The 15288-nt window shown below is 66.1% G+C and carries 14 protein-coding genes; 11 read left to right on the top strand and 3 right to left on the bottom strand.

What is annotated here, in order from left to right; genetic code table 11:
* A partial coding sequence (locus V6M49_RS19735; protein ID WP_332762861.1) for an SbcC/MukB-like Walker B domain-containing protein occupies positions 1-1427 on the top strand: 1427 nt, incomplete at its 5' end.
* A 79-nt stretch (positions 1428-1506) separates the two neighbouring features.
* Here the strand turns inward: V6M49_RS19735 and V6M49_RS19730 are convergent.
* The gene (locus V6M49_RS19730; protein WP_332762860.1) at positions 1507-2052 is read right to left on the bottom strand and encodes a TetR/AcrR family transcriptional regulator; all 546 of its coding nucleotides are present in this window, start codon (positions 2050-2052) and stop codon (positions 1507-1509) included.
* Positions 2049-4034: an MFS transporter gene (locus tag V6M49_RS19725; RefSeq protein ID WP_332762859.1), complete on the bottom strand. Its 1986-nt coding sequence runs from the start codon at positions 4032-4034 to the stop codon at positions 2049-2051. Before V6M49_RS19725 ends, V6M49_RS19730 begins: the two co-directional genes overlap by 4 nt.
* A gap of 211 nt (positions 4035-4245) precedes the next feature.
* On the opposite strand from V6M49_RS19725, the gene V6M49_RS19720 reads away from it, so the two are divergent.
* The 5 genes from V6M49_RS19720 (at position 4246) to V6M49_RS19700 (ending at position 9477) form a co-directional block, all read left to right on the top strand.
* Complete coding sequence (locus tag V6M49_RS19720; RefSeq protein WP_332762858.1) at positions 4246-5349, top strand: iron-siderophore ABC transporter substrate-binding protein; 1104 nt, start codon at positions 4246-4248, stop codon at positions 5347-5349.
* Between the two features lie 10 nt (positions 5350-5359).
* A complete protein-coding gene (locus V6M49_RS19715) occupies positions 5360-6517 on the top strand; it encodes a FecCD family ABC transporter permease (RefSeq protein WP_442959773.1) in 1158 nt (385 codons plus the stop codon).
* 71 nt (positions 6518-6588) lie between these two features.
* Complete coding sequence (locus V6M49_RS19710; RefSeq protein WP_332762863.1) at positions 6589-7623, top strand: FecCD family ABC transporter permease; 1035 nt, start codon at positions 6589-6591, stop codon at positions 7621-7623.
* A 1-nt stretch (position 7624) separates the two neighbouring features.
* On the top strand, positions 7625-8440 hold the full coding sequence (locus tag V6M49_RS19705) for an ABC transporter ATP-binding protein (RefSeq protein ID WP_332762855.1): 816 nt from the start codon (positions 7625-7627) through the stop codon (positions 8438-8440).
* Positions 8437-9477, top strand: coding sequence for a siderophore-interacting protein (locus V6M49_RS19700; RefSeq protein WP_141138739.1), 1041 nt, complete (start codon positions 8437-8439; stop codon positions 9475-9477). The genes V6M49_RS19705 and V6M49_RS19700 overlap by 4 nt, the downstream gene beginning before the upstream one ends.
* Positions 9478-9613: 136 nt before the next feature.
* Here the strand turns inward: V6M49_RS19700 and V6M49_RS19695 are convergent, their stop codons facing one another.
* Positions 9614-10549, bottom strand: a complete 936-nt coding sequence (locus V6M49_RS19695) for a glycoside hydrolase family 16 protein (protein WP_332762852.1) — start codon at positions 10547-10549, stop codon at positions 9614-9616.
* 404 nt (positions 10550-10953) lie between these two features.
* On the opposite strand from V6M49_RS19695, the gene V6M49_RS19690 reads away from it, so the two are divergent.
* The 5 genes from V6M49_RS19690 to V6M49_RS19670 all read left to right on the top strand — a co-directional run.
* Positions 10954-11817 (top strand): SGNH/GDSL hydrolase family protein, encoded by an 864-nt coding sequence (locus V6M49_RS19690; protein WP_332762850.1) that lies wholly within the window; start codon positions 10954-10956, stop codon positions 11815-11817.
* Positions 11818-12038: 221 nt separating this feature from the next.
* The gene (locus V6M49_RS19685) at positions 12039-13130 is read left to right on the top strand and encodes an extracellular solute-binding protein (RefSeq protein ID WP_141138737.1); all 1092 of its coding nucleotides are present in this window, start codon (positions 12039-12041) and stop codon (positions 13128-13130) included.
* A gap of 1 nt (position 13131) precedes the next feature.
* Entirely contained in the window at positions 13132-14016 is an 885-nt protein-coding gene (locus V6M49_RS19680) for an ABC transporter permease (RefSeq protein WP_332762848.1), read from the top strand.
* Positions 14003-14830: an ABC transporter permease gene (locus V6M49_RS19675; protein WP_104063678.1), complete on the top strand. Its 828-nt coding sequence runs from the start codon at positions 14003-14005 to the stop codon at positions 14828-14830. Before V6M49_RS19680 ends, V6M49_RS19675 begins: the two co-directional genes overlap by 14 nt.
* A 9-nt stretch (positions 14831-14839) precedes the next feature.
* A partial coding sequence (locus tag V6M49_RS19670) for an ABC transporter ATP-binding protein (RefSeq protein ID WP_332762846.1) occupies positions 14840-15288 on the top strand: 449 nt, incomplete at its 3' end.

The following is a 15288-nucleotide window of genomic DNA, read 5'->3' as shown; positions in this document are numbered from 1 at the left end:
AACAGGTGTCCGCTGCCGTCGCCGCCGATGAACTTACCCGGATTGAACAGCGGCTCAAGGATGCCCTCGCGGCCCAGGCCGACCTGGAACCGCTGCGGGCCAACATCGAGACGGCCCGCCAGAAACACCAGGCCAGCACCGAAGCCGCAGCAGTCCTGCAAAGCGAATACAAGGCACTGGACCGGCAAATGAGCGCCGCCGATTCGCTGCTGGAAGCCGCACGTGCCCGCCTGGAGCAGGCGCCGCCGTCGGACGCCACAGTGACAGCGCTGGAACCGTACTTCACCGACTTCGGCGACGTCAGCGAGATGCATGAGCTGGACAACCTGGCCAACCGCGTCCGGACGGCGCTGCTCGGGGAGCTGCACGCCGCCGAGACGCGCGGTCAGGCAACCTCCGAGCGGCTGACCCGGATCTTCGAGGGCTTTGTGCGCGAGTGGGGCTCCGCGATCTCCGCGGACCACGGCACCTCCATCGGTGCGGCCGGGGAGTTCGAAGGCCGCTACCACGCCATCATCAGCGACGGCCTGCCCGCCCAGGAGTCCGAGTTCCGGCAGTTTTTCAACCAGCGCACGCATGAATCGTTCAGCACGCTGCTGCACCTGCTGGACGAGGAGCGGCGGTCCATCACCAGCCGCATCCTGCCGCTCAACGGCATCCTGTCCGAGGTCAATTTCCATGAGGGCAGCTTCCTGGAACTGGACATCAAGCAGACCCTGCCGGCCACGGCCAAGCAGTTCAAGGACGCCATCCAGAACGCGCTGAAGGCCCGGCACACGCGGCCCGCCCGCGCCGGATCCGGCCCGGGTTCCGGCCCGGAAAGCGGGGGAGGCGACGACGCCGAGCTCACCGCCCGGTACAAGACCCTCGAAACGCTCGTAAAGCGGCTCGGCTCGCCCACCCCCGAGGACCGGCGCTGGCGCGCCGAAGTGCTGGATGTCCGCGGGCACCTGTTTATCCAGTGCAAGGAGCACCGGGAGGTGACCGGACCGGCGTCGGGCAGGAAGGGCGGCGGCAAGCGGACCGACGTTTACATGCACGCCGACACCGGCTCCATGTCCGGCGGCGAGCGGCAGCGCTTCACCGCGTTCATCATGGCCGCGGCGCTGAGCTACCAGCTGGGCATCGCCGAGCAGGGGTTCACCACTTACGGCACCGTGATGATGGACGAGGCGTTTGTGCTGGCGTCGGAGGAGTTTGCCGGCGCCGGGATCAAGGCGCTGCACGAGTTCGGTTTCCAGCTGCTGCTGGCCGCTCCGGAGAACGTGATCGACCTGTCCCGGCACCTGGGCTCGGTGACGGAGATCCTGCGGGACAAGCGCACCAACCGCTCCGGCGTGCTCACCGCCCCGGTGATCCGGCCCAGGCCCGGCGCGGAAGGCCAGTGGCGGTCCGAGGCGAACCCCGTGGACATCGTGCTCCGCTGACCAGTCTTCAATACCCCAACGCGGGGTCACATTACGCCCAAAATTCCCGCCGGGAAGGGCCATATGTGACCCCGCGTTGCTATTGGTTGAGGGCAGCCGTGCACGCGTCGATCTGGGCCTGGACGATTGCGCCGTAGTGTCCCACCAGCTCGTCAAAGTTCCAGCCGTCGAAGAGGCCCAGGGTGCGGACGGACTCGCCGAATCCGGTCATCAGGGCCACCACGGTGGAGGCGAACCGCCGCTCCGGTGTGGTGTCTCCGATCAGGCTCGCGATGGCGGCGAGGTACCTTTCGCGGACATCCGTCCGGGCTGCCTCGGGGTCGGGGGAGTCCAGCACGGCGAACGGGATGATGGCCCACGGCTCCTGCGTTCCGCGTTCCCGGCGCATCAACACACGGAAGACGAGGGCCCTGCCGAGTTCCGACGTCGGGACCTCCAGTTCGGCGAGCTGCGATTCGTCCGGCCGGACGGCGGCATAGAGCTTTTCCTTGGAGACGAAGAGTTTCATGACCAGGGCCGCCGAAACGCCCGCGTCGGCGGCTATGTCCCGCACCGTGACGGCGCGGTAGCCGCGTTCCCCGAAAAGCCGCCCGGCGGAGCTGAAGATCGCGTCGTGGCTGCTCATGCGCCCACCGGCTCCATGGACTTTTCCTCCACACGCGGCGCGGCGAGATCAACGGTGACGGAGCGGTTGTCCACCGCGAGCTTCCGCGCCATGGCCTGGTGCGTCGCCGGATCAACCATGGTCACGATGTAGCGGCCGGCGAGGGGCAGCGGAAACGCATACGCGCCGTCGTCGTCCGAAAGGGTGGTGTGCACGTAACCCCCGCTTGCCTCAAGGAGCGTCACCACGGCGCCGGCCACAGCCGCGCTTCCGGCCGTGACCAGTCCGCTGATCTCCAGCCGGTCCCGAAGCAGGAAGTTCTGGTGCCGGGTGCGGCCGTCGAAGTCGAAGACCTCGGCCATCGGCGCCCAGCCTGCCGCATTGGTCACCATGAGGTACTTCCCGGCGCCGGGAAGGGCCACCGAATAGTTGCCTTCCGTATCCACCCGGCTCCAGTCCACCGGCTCGCCGGCGGTCTGAAGTACGGTCACGACTGCGGGGGTGACTGGGCGGTGGTCCGGTGCAAGGACGCGGCCCTGCACCACGATTTCGGCCGTATTGACGGAGGCGGCGGTGTCAGCTGCGGATGGCCGGCGGGCTGCCGTGGACTTCGGGATGAAGACCGTGGCCGCCACCGATGCGGCCGCTGCCAGCGCGGCCAGCCAGAACACGTCCTTGAAGGCATCGAAGGACGGAAGCTGCACGGCCCCCACCGTCATGCTGACCGAGGTCAGGACCGCGGCAACCGCGGCGCTCGACGTCGAGGTGCCGATGGACCGGACCAGGCTGTTCAGCCCGTTGGCCGAGGCCGTCTCGGTGATCGGCACCACGCCCATGATCAGTGTGGGCATGGCCGCGTAGGCGATTGCGGTGCCCACGCTGACAACGGTTGAACCGATGATCACCCATGCGATGGAGTCGTAGAAGAAGACGCGGCTCACGTAGCCCACAGTCATCACGACGGCGCCGGCGATCAGCGCAGACTTGCCGCCGAAGACGCGGATGATACGTCCGGAAACAGGCGCGAAAATCACCATCGCGAGCCCGGAGGGGACCATACACAGCCCTGCGGTGATGACGTTCAGCCCGAAACCGTAGCCCGTGGCGGTAGGCAGCTGGAGCTGCTGGGTGGTGAGGAGCATGTTGGCGAACATGGCGAAGCCGATGAGCAGCGAGGCCACGTTGGTCATGAGCACCGGCCTGCGGCCCGATGTCCTCAGGTCAACCATCGGCTGGCTGACTTTCAGCTCGTACGGGACCCAAGCAGCCAGGAGTATTGCGGCCGTGAGGAACAGCAGCAGCACCGGCTCCGAGCCCCAGCCCCACGCGCCACCCTTGGAGATCGCCAGCAGCAGGGCAGCCAGGGCTGCGGAGAGCACCAGCGCCCCCGCGTAGTCGAAGCGCCCGGGTGTGCGGACTTTGGATTCCGGGACCACCAGGGCCACGGCAACAAGCAGCAGTGCACCGGCCGCAGCGGACACCCAGAAGATCGAGGCCCACCCCAGGCTCTCGTACAGCACCCCGGCCAGGGGCAGGCCCATGGCGCTGCCGATTCCCAGGGTGGCGCTCATCAAGGCAACGGCGGAGCCCATCTTCTCCTTGGGCAGCTCATCGCGCATGATGCTGATGCCCACCGGAATCAGGGCAGATGCGAAGCCCTGGAGCGTCCTGCCGATGACCAGCCACAGGAAGGATCCGCCAACCGCGGCAATGACCGAGCCGGCCACCATGATTGCCAGGCAAACCACCATCATCTTGCGTTTGCCGTACATGTCCGCGCTGCGGGACACGATGGGTGTTGCCACGGCGCTCGCGAGCAGGGTGGCGGTCACCAGCCAGGAGGCGTCGTCGGCGGTGATACCCAGGATCCGGGGGAAATCCGGAAGGAGCGGCACTACGAGTGTTTGCATGAGGGCCACCACCGTGCCGCTGAGGGCAAGTACGGCGGTGATGGCGGACGGGGACGGGCCTCGGTTGGTGTTCAGGGCTTTGGAACGCGGCATCAGGTGCTTTCAAGTGTGGATTGGGATGGGTCACGCGGCACGGTGAACGCGTGTTTACCCCTTAAGAGTGAACCATCGTTCACCCCGTGCCGGCAATGACCTGGCGCTATATATTGCGTCACATGATCAATTACGCAATACAAAGCTTTTCTAATTACGAGCAGGCTAGGCTACCCTTACTTAGGTTCGCATCATTCACCTAAGGAGCTCCGTGACTTCCCCCCTCTTCTCCGGCCCGAGAGCCACCCGCCGCACGCTGTTCAAGTCAGCCGGCAAGGCAACGGCCGTTCTGGCCGCCGCGGCACTCACACTGTCCGCCTGCTCCACCGGCCCCGCGTCCTCCACCTCGGACGCCAGCAGCTCCAGCTCCAGCAGCTCGCAGTTCCCTGTCACCATCAAGCACGCCTTCGGTGAAACCACCGTCAAGGAACAGCCCAAGCGCGTAGTCACCGTTTCCTGGGTCAACGACGACGTTGCCCTTGCCCTCGGCGTGGTCCCGGTGGGCGTCCCCAAGAACGAATGGGGCGGCAACGAGCAGGGCTCCACGCCGTGGAAGGACGCGGCGCTGAAGGAACTCGGCGCGAGCTTCGGTTCCGACAAGGCTCCGGTCCAGTTCTCCGAGGCCGACGGCATCAACTTCACCGAGATCGCCAAGCTCACCCCGGACGTCATCCTGGCCGCCTACTCCGGCCTGACCGACGAGGACTACAAGAAGCTCAGCGAGATCGCCCCCGTGGTGGCGCACCCCGAGGTTGCCTACGGAACCTCATGGCAGGATTCAACCTCCATCATCGGCAAGGCCCTGGGCAAGGAGGCTGAAGCTACCAAGCTCATCGCCGACACCGAGGCCACCGTCAAGACGGAAGCTGCCAAGTACCCGCAGATCGCCGGCAAGAGCTTCGTCTACGGTTACACCGATCCCGCAGACCTCACTGCCACGGGCTTCTACACCGCCAATGACAACCGTCCGAAGTTCCTCTCAGCCATCGGGATGAAGCTGGCCCCGGTCGCCGAGAAGGCTTCAGCCGGCTCCAAGGACTTCTTCGTGACGTGGGCCGCCGAGAAGGCCAACGAACTTGACGCCGATATCTTCCTGAGCTCGGTTGAGGATGCCGCCACCGCCGAGGCCGTCAAGAGCGACCCCCTGCTGGGCCAGATTCCGGCCATCAAGGACGGTGCGTTCGTTGCCGACGCGGACAAGAGCCTGGTCCTGGCAATCTCGGCCTCCTCGCCGCTGAGCCTGCCGTGGGCGCTGGACACCTTCCTCCCGCAGCTCGCCCGCGCAGCGGACAACGTCTCAGCTGCAGTGAAGTAAGCACCGCTCCATGACGGAAAGTACGACGACGGCACCCGCCGGACAGCGCGAACGGACAGTTGGGGCCCCGGTCGGGTCGCAACGAGGGCCCCAAGTGTCCGTTCGCGCCGGTCGATTGGCTAGCCCCGGTGGATTGGCTGGCGCCGGCCGATGGGCTAGCCCCGGCGGGAAGGCCAGAACCAGGCAGGTTGCCTGGCTGCTGGCCGCCGTCGTCGTACTTTCTTTGTTAGCCGCCGCTTCCCTGGCCATCGGCGCCCGGGGGCTTTCCGTGGCCACCGTGTGGCAGGCCCTCACCCAGTTCGATCCCGCCAACGGCGACCACGCCGTGGTCCACGCGCGCATCCCCCGCACTGTCCTGGGAATCCTCGTTGGCGGTGCCCTGGGCCTGGCCGGCGCCGCCATGCAGGGCATAGCCCGCAATCCGCTGGCAGATCCGGGCATCATGGGCGTCAACGCCGGGGCCGCGCTGGCCGTGGTCACCGGCATCTACCTTTTCGGCGTCACCTCCCTCAGCGGCTACATCTGGTTCGCCTTCATCGGCGCCGGAGCCGCCGCCGTCGTGGTTTACCTCGTCGCGTCCATGGGCAGGGACGGTGCGACGCCGGTCAAGCTCGCCCTCGCCGGCGCCGCACTCAGCGCCGGGCTCTATTCCCTGATGAGTGTCATCCTCGTCTCCAGCCAGGACACCCTGGACCGCTTCCGCTTCTGGCAGGTGGGCGGAATCTCCGGCCGCGACTGGGCCGTGGTGCTTCCGGGTCTGCCGTTCCTGGCCGTAGGGGCGCTTATTATTCTTGGCACCGGCCGCATCCTGAACAGCCTGGCGCTCGGCGATGACATCGCCCGCGGCCTCGGCCAGCGTGTGGGCCTGACGCGTGCAGTGACAGCTTTGGGCATCGTGCTGCTGTGCGGCTCCGCGACTGCATTGGCAGGGCCCATCGGCTTTGTTGGCCTGGTCATTCCGCACGCGGTCCGCTCACTCACCGGCCCCGACTACCGCTGGATCCTGCCGTTCTCCCTGGTCCTCGCGCCGGCACTTTTGCTTGGCGCGGACATTATCGGCCGCGTTGTGCTGCTTCCCGGCGAGGTCCCGGCCGGCATCATGACCGCACTCGTGGGTGCGCCCGTCTTCGTCTGGCTCATCCGCCGTGGCAAGGGAGCCGGATTGTGAACCCCGTCGAAACCAAACCCCCCGTTGACCTATCACTTCCGGTTGCCAAAACAGGGTCTAAGCGACCAAAACTGATAGCGCAACATTGGCGGACCGCCGCCCTGGCCCTCGGCGTCGTGGTTATTTTCGCCATCTATGTGCTGCTGGGCAGCTACACCGTGACCGTCCCGGACTTTTTCAAGATCCTCATCGGACACCTGACCGGCGGCGAGAGAATCCCGGGCGCAAGCTTCATTGTTATGGAGAACAAGCTGCCCCGGGCAGTCATCGGCGTGATGATCGGCGCCGCGTTCGGCCTCTCCGGCGGCCTGTTCCAGACCATGCTCCGCAACCCGCTGGCCAGCCCGGACGTGATCGGCATCAGCTACGGAGCCAGCGCGGCCGCGGTCACCGCCATCGTGATCTTCGGCGCCACGGGTCCCGCCGTGTCCGGGGCGGCACTTGGCGGCGCGCTGGGCATCGCAGCGCTGATCTATGCCATCTCCCGCGGACCGTCACTGGGCTCCGGCGGCGGCACCCGGGGGAACGCCGCGGGCAACCGGCTGATTCTGGCCGGCGTGGGCATCGCCGCGGCACTGCACGCGGTGGTCAACTTCATGATGACCCGTGCGGACATCCGCACGGCAGCCGACGCACTTATCTGGCTCAACGGCTCCCTCAACTCCGCCAACTGGGACCGGGCGGGCATGCTCTCCTTGGCGCTGCTGGTCCTGGTCCCCGCCGTCATGGCCCTTGCCGGGCCGCTGCGCATCCTGGAACTCGGCGACGACGCCGCGGCCGGGCTGGGCATCCGCGTCGGGTTCACCCGCCTCGCCGTGGTGGTCACCGCCGTCGCACTCGCCGCAGTGGCGACGGCGGCCGCCGGGCCGGTCTCGTTCGTCGCCTTCCTGGCCGGTCCCATCGCGCGGCGCTTGACCCGCAAAGCCAGCCTCCCGGCGTCGGCCCTGGTGGGTGCGCTGATTGTCCTCACGGCCGATTACGTCGCGGCCAACCTCGCCCCCTTGCTGCTGGACGGCACCGTGCTGCCCGTCGGTGTTATCACCGGCGCGCTCGGTGCCCCGTTCCTGCTGTGGCTTCTGGTCACGGCCAACCGAAAGGATGCCTGACATGCCCGTTCTCAGCGCCCAGGACCTCACCCTCAAATACGACCAGCGCTGCGTGGTGGACGGCCTCACGGCGGAAATCCCCGAGGGCAAGGTGACCATGATTGTGGGCGCCAACGCCTGCGGTAAATCCACGCTGCTCCGCGGCCTGTCCCGGCTCCTCAAACCCGCCTCCGGGACGGTGACCCTGGACGGCAAGGACATCCACGCCCGGCCGGCCCGTGAACTGGCGCGCACCCTGGGGCTCCTCCCGCAGCACCCCACCGCGCCGGACGGCATCGCTGTCCGCGACCTCGTGGGCCGTGGGCGGTATCCGCACCAGGGCTTCTTCCGCAGCTGGAGCACGGGTGACGACGCCGCGGTGCAGCGCGCGCTCGAAGCGACGGAAACGCTGGAACTCGCTGAGCGGAACGTCGATGAACTGTCCGGCGGCCAGCGCCAGCGCGTCTGGATCGCCATGGCGCTCGCCCAGGAAACCGACGTGCTCCTGCTGGACGAACCCACCACCTACCTGGATCTGGCGCACCAGGTGGAAGTCCTGGACCTGGTCACGGACCTGAACCGCAAGCGCGGCACTACCGTGGCCATCGTCCTGCACGACCTGAACCTGGCGGCACGCTACGCGGACCATGTCATCGCCATGAAGGGCGGCGAGATCGTGGCCCTGGGTGACCCCATAACTGTTGTCACCGAAAAGCTGGTCCGCGACGTTTTCGGCCTTGAGTCCCGCGTGATTCCCGATCCCGTCTCGGGCACGCCCCTGATCATCCCCATCGGCCGCCACCACACCGCCGCAACCGAACTGGAGCTCGTTTCATGAAGACCCGCGACATCGCCGCCACCGAGCCCATGACCTTGGCTTTCGAGGTGACCGTTTCCTCGGTGCAGGAGCTGAGCCCCAACTTCCGCCGGATCACCTTCGGCGGCTACTCGCTGCGGGACTTCGGCGTTAACGGAGATACGCTCGACCTGCGGATCAAACTGATGATCCCTTCCCTGGCGTCCGACGGCACGCAACTGCCCCTGCCGGTCTTCGAAATGGAGCAGGCGGGCTGGTACCGGGAATGGCTGGCCATGGACCCCGCAGTCCGCGGCTCGATGCGCACGTACACGGTCCGCCAGTCCCGGCTTGATGCCGTTTATCCGGAAATTGACGTCGACTTTGTGATGCACTTCGACGCCGACGGCCACGGCGGTCCCGCCGCGAACTGGGCCCAGAACGCCCAGCCGGGCGACGCCATCACTATCATCGGCCCCAACAGCCGAGCCGCCCAGTGCTACACCGCCGAGGTCTACGGTGGCATCGAGTGGCGGCCCGGAATGGCCCAGCGTGTCCTGCTCGCCGGCGATGAAACCGCCATCCCCGCTATCTCCGCCATCCTGGAAAGCCTGCCGTCCTACATGACCGGCCACGCCCTCCTGGAAGTACCGGAAGCGGGCGACTTCCTCGACCTCAAGACGGACGCCGACATCGACATCACCTGGCTTGCCCGCGGCGCCGCCATTGGCCGCTCACGCCCGCACGGCGAGCTGCTGCAGCATGCAGTGCGCACTGCAGTTCCCGTTCCCGGCTGGGTGGGCATCAAAGCGTCCGACGCCGGCGCGGGCCCGGAGCCCGAAGACGTCAATGTGGACGTGGACATCCTCTGGGAGACCCCCGCGCGGATGGAGACAGCCGAAATCGAGGCCACCAAGAACCCCGCCATGCCTGCCGGCGCCATGCCTTTCTACGCCTGGATCGCCGGTGAGGCTGCCGTCATCAAGGACATGCGGCGGTACCTGGTGCGGGACGTGGGGATCGACCGGAAGCAGGTTGCCTTCATGGGGTACTGGCGCCAGGGTAAGGCCGAGGTCTAGCCGAGCGCTTCTGGGCCTTCCCCTGCCACCGGGATCTTGATGAATCATCACCTTAACGAACCACGGTCGTTGCCACTCCCGAAAGTCAGGGTGTCGCAACGACCGCTGGAACTCGCCAGGTCCTGGTGGGTTTTTCTTACTTGTAGACGCGGACCCAGTCGACCTGCATCTGCGAGGGCTTGGTGGCGGAGCCGTCCGGGAACCAATCCAGCTGCAATGTCTGCTTCATGGCGACAGAGGGCTGGTGCGCCGGGTTCGTGTCAGTGAAGGTCTTTACTCCGTCGACGTATCCGCTGATGCCGGCCGGGGTCCACTCCACCGCGTAGTTGTGCCACTGTGTGCCATCGACGGGCGTCGCCGCTGTGGTCTGGAAATCCGCTCCACCACAGGCGTAGTGCAGGAAGAACCTCATTACGGAGGTGACTGAGCTGCCCTCGGCATAATCGATCTCGGCACAGTTCGGGGCAGCGTTGTTGTTAAGGATCAGGACCGGGTGGTATTTCGGGTCCCGTGAATTGGTTTTCATGCGCGTTTCCCAGCGGCCATACCTTTGTTCCGCGAACTTTGCCGACATGCCGCCCGTGGTGCCGGCTGCGTCTCCGCTGACGGTGGCCACGCCGTTGGCAACCGACCAAGCCTGGGGACTGCGCAGGCCTTTGCCGGCATGCCCTGCACTGTTATAGACACTCCATTTTGTCCGGTCCGGTGCGCCGGTGTTGGAGAATTCGTCGCCCGTCAGGACCGGGCCCCAACCGAAGGCGGTAGCTGCCTGCGCACCGTCGCCCGTAGTGGCGAGAGCCTGGCCGGCTGCGGGCCCCGGCTGGGCCGGGGCCGGGGCCGCGGCCAGCGCAGGCGCCGGAGTGACGGCTGCCGCCGGGGCTGCCTCCGCCGAAGCGGGGGCCTGGCCGCTGCTCGAAGCCGTGGGCGCCGGAGACGCTGCGGCTGAAGACGCCGTGGCTGCGGCAGTTGGGGCTGGAGTGGCGGGTGCGGACGCGCGGCCAGCCGAGGATGGGGCAGACGCTCCATTGGTCGTAGGGGCTAGGCTGCAACCTGTCAGGGACAAAGCACCCATGGTCGTTATGATGGCTATTTTCTTGAACAAGATACCTCCGGGCTAGGACTGGAAGAAACTACTGATGCACTTGAGACGATGACGAGTGCGGAAAGCATCCTTGGGCCCCTTGGCAGGGCCGGAGCTAGCAGGCGCCGAAGGGGCGCATCGGGGGTCCAGTGATCGGGCGCCCGGGGCCCTGCATTGGGGCCAGCCGCCAACGTTACCTGATCGTGACCATAGGTCGCAAAAATGTGACAAAGACTGAGCAGCTGCCGATGATTAGAGGCGGCGGCTTCATGGACACGCCTAGCACCCGGCACTGCAAACGCGCCCCCGCACTCTGCCCCTGGGTCGCAACCCTTCTGCACGTCCTGTTGCTGTCCGTTTACCTTGGCGTTTCTTTGGCCGGTTACTTTCAGTGGATGGGTTCTAATCCTTTACTCTCGGACCGTGAGGGCCGGCGGGTGTTTGTTGCTTTGGGGGACTCGTTTACAGAAGGTGTTGGGGACCGGGATGAGCGGCTGCCCAACGGCGTCCGGGGGTGGGCTGACCGGGTGGCGGAGAAACTGGCCAAGGCTGGGCCGGGGTGGGAATATGCCAACCTTGCCATCAGGAGCAAGCGCCTGCGTCACGTCATCACCGAGCAGCTGGAACCGGCGCTGGCCATGAAGCCCACGCTGATCACGCTGTACGCCGGCGGAAACGACATCCTGGACATCGGCACGGACATGGCTGCCCTGATGGACGAGTACGAGGACCTCGTGGCGCGACTGGCCGGGACCGGGGCCACGGTGGTCCTGTTCACCGGCTTCGACGTCAAAGTCTCGGCCGTTCTGGAGCTGCTGAAGAAGCGGAACACGGTCTACAACCAGCGCGTCCGCGAGATCTCGGTGAAATACGGGACGGTCCTGGTGGATTACTGGTGCCTGGATGCCTTCCATGACCGGCGGATGTGGGACTCGGACCGCCTCCACATGTCCAAGGCAGGCCACAAGTACCTCGCCGGGCAGGTGCTGGACCAGCTCGGGGTGCCCCACAAAATCCGGCTCAAGGACTGGGACCCGCCGGAGCGGCTCAGCCTCCGGGAGTGGGAACAGCGGCAGCGGCGTTGGGTTAACGACTGGGTGCTGCCGCTTTTTGGCCGCAAAATCAGGGGCGTCACCCTCGGGGATGCACTGGCGCCGCGCTGGCCGGAACCCGTCAGGGTGCCGCGGAAGCGCGGGCTGAAGAAGCTGATGGACCGGGACGCGGTGCTCAAGAACAGCCCGAAAGCAAGTGGTTTGTAAACAGCTGTTGACTTGTGTGCAACATCACAGATACTGTTGCGGCACTGACGACGACTCAACGCGTCAGCTCTAGTCCGCTCAGCGCTGTGTGGGCCGTTCGGGGCGTGAACCGCCGCCGTCGGGATGCCAGCGTGAACGCGGAATCCCCAACCTGCCCCTTCGGCACACGGCGTCCTTTGGCGTGCGCCGGGAGGGCCCCAGCCTTGAGAGGCACCACCGCGATGACTGACAGTTCCCTTCATTTTGACCGCAGGAAACTCCTGAAAGCAGCAGCGTTGACCCCATTTGCAGGCCTGGCACTGTCCGGCTGCGGGGCAAAGCCCGCCGATAGCGCGGCAGCCAACAAGACAGTCACGGTCACCTCCTACGGCGGCTCCTACAATGACCAGCTGACCCAGACGATTCTGGACCCCTTCTCCAAGCAGTCGGGGATCCAAACCACGCTGCTGGCCAACACCAGCCTGGCCGCGCTCAAGGCCCAGGTGCAGTCCGGGGACGTGCAGTGGGACCTCGTGGAAATCACCGCCCCGGAGTACGAAACGGCCGTGGCAGAAGGCCTCCTGGAGCCGTTCGACTACGACATCATCAGCGACAAGGGCCTGCCCGGCTACGCCAAGGCGGAGTACGGCATCAAGTACCTGAGCTTCCTGTTCGTGATGGCCTGGGACCAGAAGGCCATCCCCGATGCGCAGGCCCCCAAGGACTGGGCGCAGTTTTTCGACCAGGGCAAGTACGATACCAAGCGCTCGGTCTACAACCAGCTCTCGGACAGCTCCGTGCTGGAGGCCGCACTACTGGCCGACGGCGTGCCGTTCGACCGGATCTACCCGCTCGACGTCGACCGGGCCCTGCGCGTGCTGGGCCACCACCCCGGCAAGGACCGCCTGCTTTACCACGCGGCCAACCAGGAGCCCATCCAGCAGCTCACCTCGGGCGAGGTCTCGCTGTCCACGAGCTTCAACAACCGCATCAACGCGGCCCGCAATGACGGCGCCAAGCTGAACTTCAGCGCGGAAAACGCAGTCCTGGCCGGCGACTACTTCGTGGTGCCGAAGGGGGCCAAGAACAAGGAAGCCGCCTTCAAACTGATGAACTTCATGTCCAACGACGCCGAGGCCGGCGCTGCCTTCGACACGGTCACCAACCTGACCCTGGCCAACACCGCGGCGCTGTCCAAGCTGCCCAAGGAGGTCGCAGACACCCTGCCCACCAGCCCGCGCCTGGCCGACAAGATCCTGGTCCGTGACGACAAATGGTGGTCGGAGAACCTGAAGAAGACCGAGCAGCAGTTCAAGCTGTGGCAGGCCAGCTGACATGAGCAAAGCAACCTTGCAACGCGCGCGTCCGGAGGGACGCGCCCCGGCACCGGAGCAGGAGAAACCCCGACGGCGGCGCACCACCTGGTGGCTGCTGTTGGCCCCGATCCTGGCCTTCGACGTCGTACTGTTCCTCAGCCCGCTGGGCAAACTGGTGGGCTCGAGCTTCACCGGCAACGCCTACCAGCGCGTCCTCGAAGACCCGCTGGTGGTCCGTTCCCTGATCAACACCCTGAGCATCAGCCTGGCATCCACCGTCGTCACCGTGGTCCTGGGCTACGTCATTGCCCTGGTGCTGTGGCGCTCCGGCACGGTGACCCGCGTGATCCTGTTCGCCGTGGTGCTGCTGCCCTTCTGGACCGGCATCCTGGTGAAGAACTTCGCGTGGGCCGTGCTCCTGCAGGACAACGGCATCGTGAACTCCTTCCTCCAGACGGTGGGCCTCACCGATGCTCCCATTGAGCTGCTGCACAACCGGCTGGCCGTGATCATCGGCATGGTTCACTGCCTGCTCCCGTATGCGGTGTTCCCGATTTTCTCCTCGCTGACCTCCATCGATGACCGGCTTGCCCTGGCGGCGCGTTCGCTCGGGGCCAAGGAAGCCTCGATCTTCCGCCGGATCACCCTGCCGCTCAGCATGCCGGGCATCTCCGCGGCAGGTTTGCTCGTGTTCATCATCAGCACCGGCTTCTTCATCACCCCGGTGGTCATGGGCGGACCCGGCGACATGATGATCGCCAACCAGATCGACTACTACGCGCGCCAGCTCACCGACTTCTCGGGGGCCGCGGCCCTGGCCGTGATCCTGACAGTGCTGGTCAGCATCCTCGTTGCCATCTACCAGCGAGTGCTCAAGGCGGGAGGCCAACATGCAGACAACTAATCCCCGGCAGCGACTGCTGACGCTGCTTTCCATTCCGGTGTTCCTGTTCCTGGTGGTCCCGACGGCGATCGTGGTGCCTGTTGCCCTTAATGACAGCCGCTACATCACGTTCCCGCCCGAAGGAATCTCATTCGCCGCCGTCGCCGGCTTCTTCGCTGACAAGGCATGGACCTCGGCCCTGACAGCCAGCCTCCAATCTGCAGTGATCGCCGTCGTGATCGGTGTGATTCTCGGCGCGACCGCGGCGATCGGCCTGCACGGACGCAAGTTCCCGGGCCAGCAGGCTGTCGTCGGGCTGATCCTGGCGCCGATGATCGTCCCCACCGTGGTGCTGGCGCTGGCGTTCTACCAGTTCTTCATCTCGCTCGGTGTGCTGGGCAGCATCCTCCCCATCGGCCTGGCGCATGCCGTCATCGCCACCCCGTACGTGTACTTGACCACGCGTGCCAGCCTTGCCGGCCTGAACCCGGCGCTGGTCAATTCGGCGCAGAGCCTGGGCGCCGGATGGCTGTCCGTGTTCCGGCACGTCTACCTGCCGGTCATCCTGCCCGGGCTGGTTTCCGGGGCGCTGTTCGCCTTCTCGGTCTCCATCGACGAGACCGTGATGTCGCTGTTCATGCAGTCGCCCAGCGCCACCACCCTGCCCGTGAAGATGTTCACCGACATCCAGTTCAACCTGACCCCCAAGATCGCGGTGTCCTCGGCCCTGTTGGTCACTGTGGCCACCCTGGGGCTGTTGTTCCAGGTCATGTTCGTTCTCAAACGGCGTTCCACCGCCAGGATGCTGCCGCTGGCCGTGTCCGCACCAAACTAAGGAAGGCCCATGACTACTTCAGTGATTTCCGCAGCAGCAAGCACCCGGACGACGGCGTCCGCGCAGGGTTCCATTGAACTCCGGCAGGTCCGCAAGACGTACGGCGACGTCGTTGCCGTCGACGAGCTGGACCTGGTGGTGGAACCCGGCGAATTCGTCACCCTGCTGGGACCGAGCGGATCCGGCAAGACCACCACCATGATGATGGTGGCCGGCTTCGAGGAGCACACGTCCGGGAGCGTCCTGATCGACGGCAAGCCCGTGGATTCGCTCCCGCCCCGGGACCGGAACCTGGGCGTCGTGTTCCAGAACTACGCCCTCTTCCCGCACATGAGCGCCCGCGAAAACGTGGAGTTCGCGCTCCGGATGCGCAAGGTGCCCAAGGCCGAACGGCGTCAACGCGCCGATAGCGCGCTGGAACGCGTGGGCCTGGGCAAGATGGGCGACCGCAAGCCCCG

This window comes from Pseudarthrobacter sp. (assembly GCF_036675385.1).
Lineage (GTDB): Bacteria > Actinomycetota > Actinomycetes > Actinomycetales > Micrococcaceae > Arthrobacter.
Note: the sequence above shows the minus strand (reverse complement) of the source record. Positions and strands in the feature narration are given on the sequence as shown.

Bases quoted from the DNA above. Each gene is read 5' to 3' on its own strand.
- V6M49_RS19700 (WP_141138739.1), top strand. From the start codon at position 8,437: ATGAAGACCCGCGACATCGCCGCCACCGAGCCCATGACCTTGGCTTTC.
- V6M49_RS19690 (WP_332762850.1), top strand. From the start codon at position 10,954: ATGGGTTCTAATCCTTTACTCTCGGACCGTGAGGGCCGGCGGGTGTTT.
- V6M49_RS19730 (WP_332762860.1), bottom strand. From the start codon at position 2,052: ATGAGCAGCCACGACGCGATCTTCAGCTCCGCCGGGCGGCTTTTCGGG.
- V6M49_RS19680 (WP_332762848.1), top strand. From the start codon at position 13,132: ATGAGCAAAGCAACCTTGCAACGCGCGCGTCCGGAGGGACGCGCCCCG.
- V6M49_RS19725 (WP_332762859.1), bottom strand. From the start codon at position 4,034: ATGCCGCGTTCCAAAGCCCTGAACACCAACCGAGGCCCGTCCCCGTCC.
- V6M49_RS19685 (WP_141138737.1), top strand. From the start codon at position 12,039: ATGACTGACAGTTCCCTTCATTTTGACCGCAGGAAACTCCTGAAAGCA.
- V6M49_RS19695 (WP_332762852.1), bottom strand. From the start codon at position 10,549: ATGGGTGCTTTGTCCCTGACAGGTTGCAGCCTAGCCCCTACGACCAAT.
- V6M49_RS19715 (WP_442959773.1), top strand. From the start codon at position 5,360: ATGACGGAAAGTACGACGACGGCACCCGCCGGACAGCGCGAACGGACA.
- V6M49_RS19675 (WP_104063678.1), top strand. From the start codon at position 14,003: ATGCAGACAACTAATCCCCGGCAGCGACTGCTGACGCTGCTTTCCATT.
- V6M49_RS19705 (WP_332762855.1), top strand. From the start codon at position 7,625: ATGCCCGTTCTCAGCGCCCAGGACCTCACCCTCAAATACGACCAGCGC.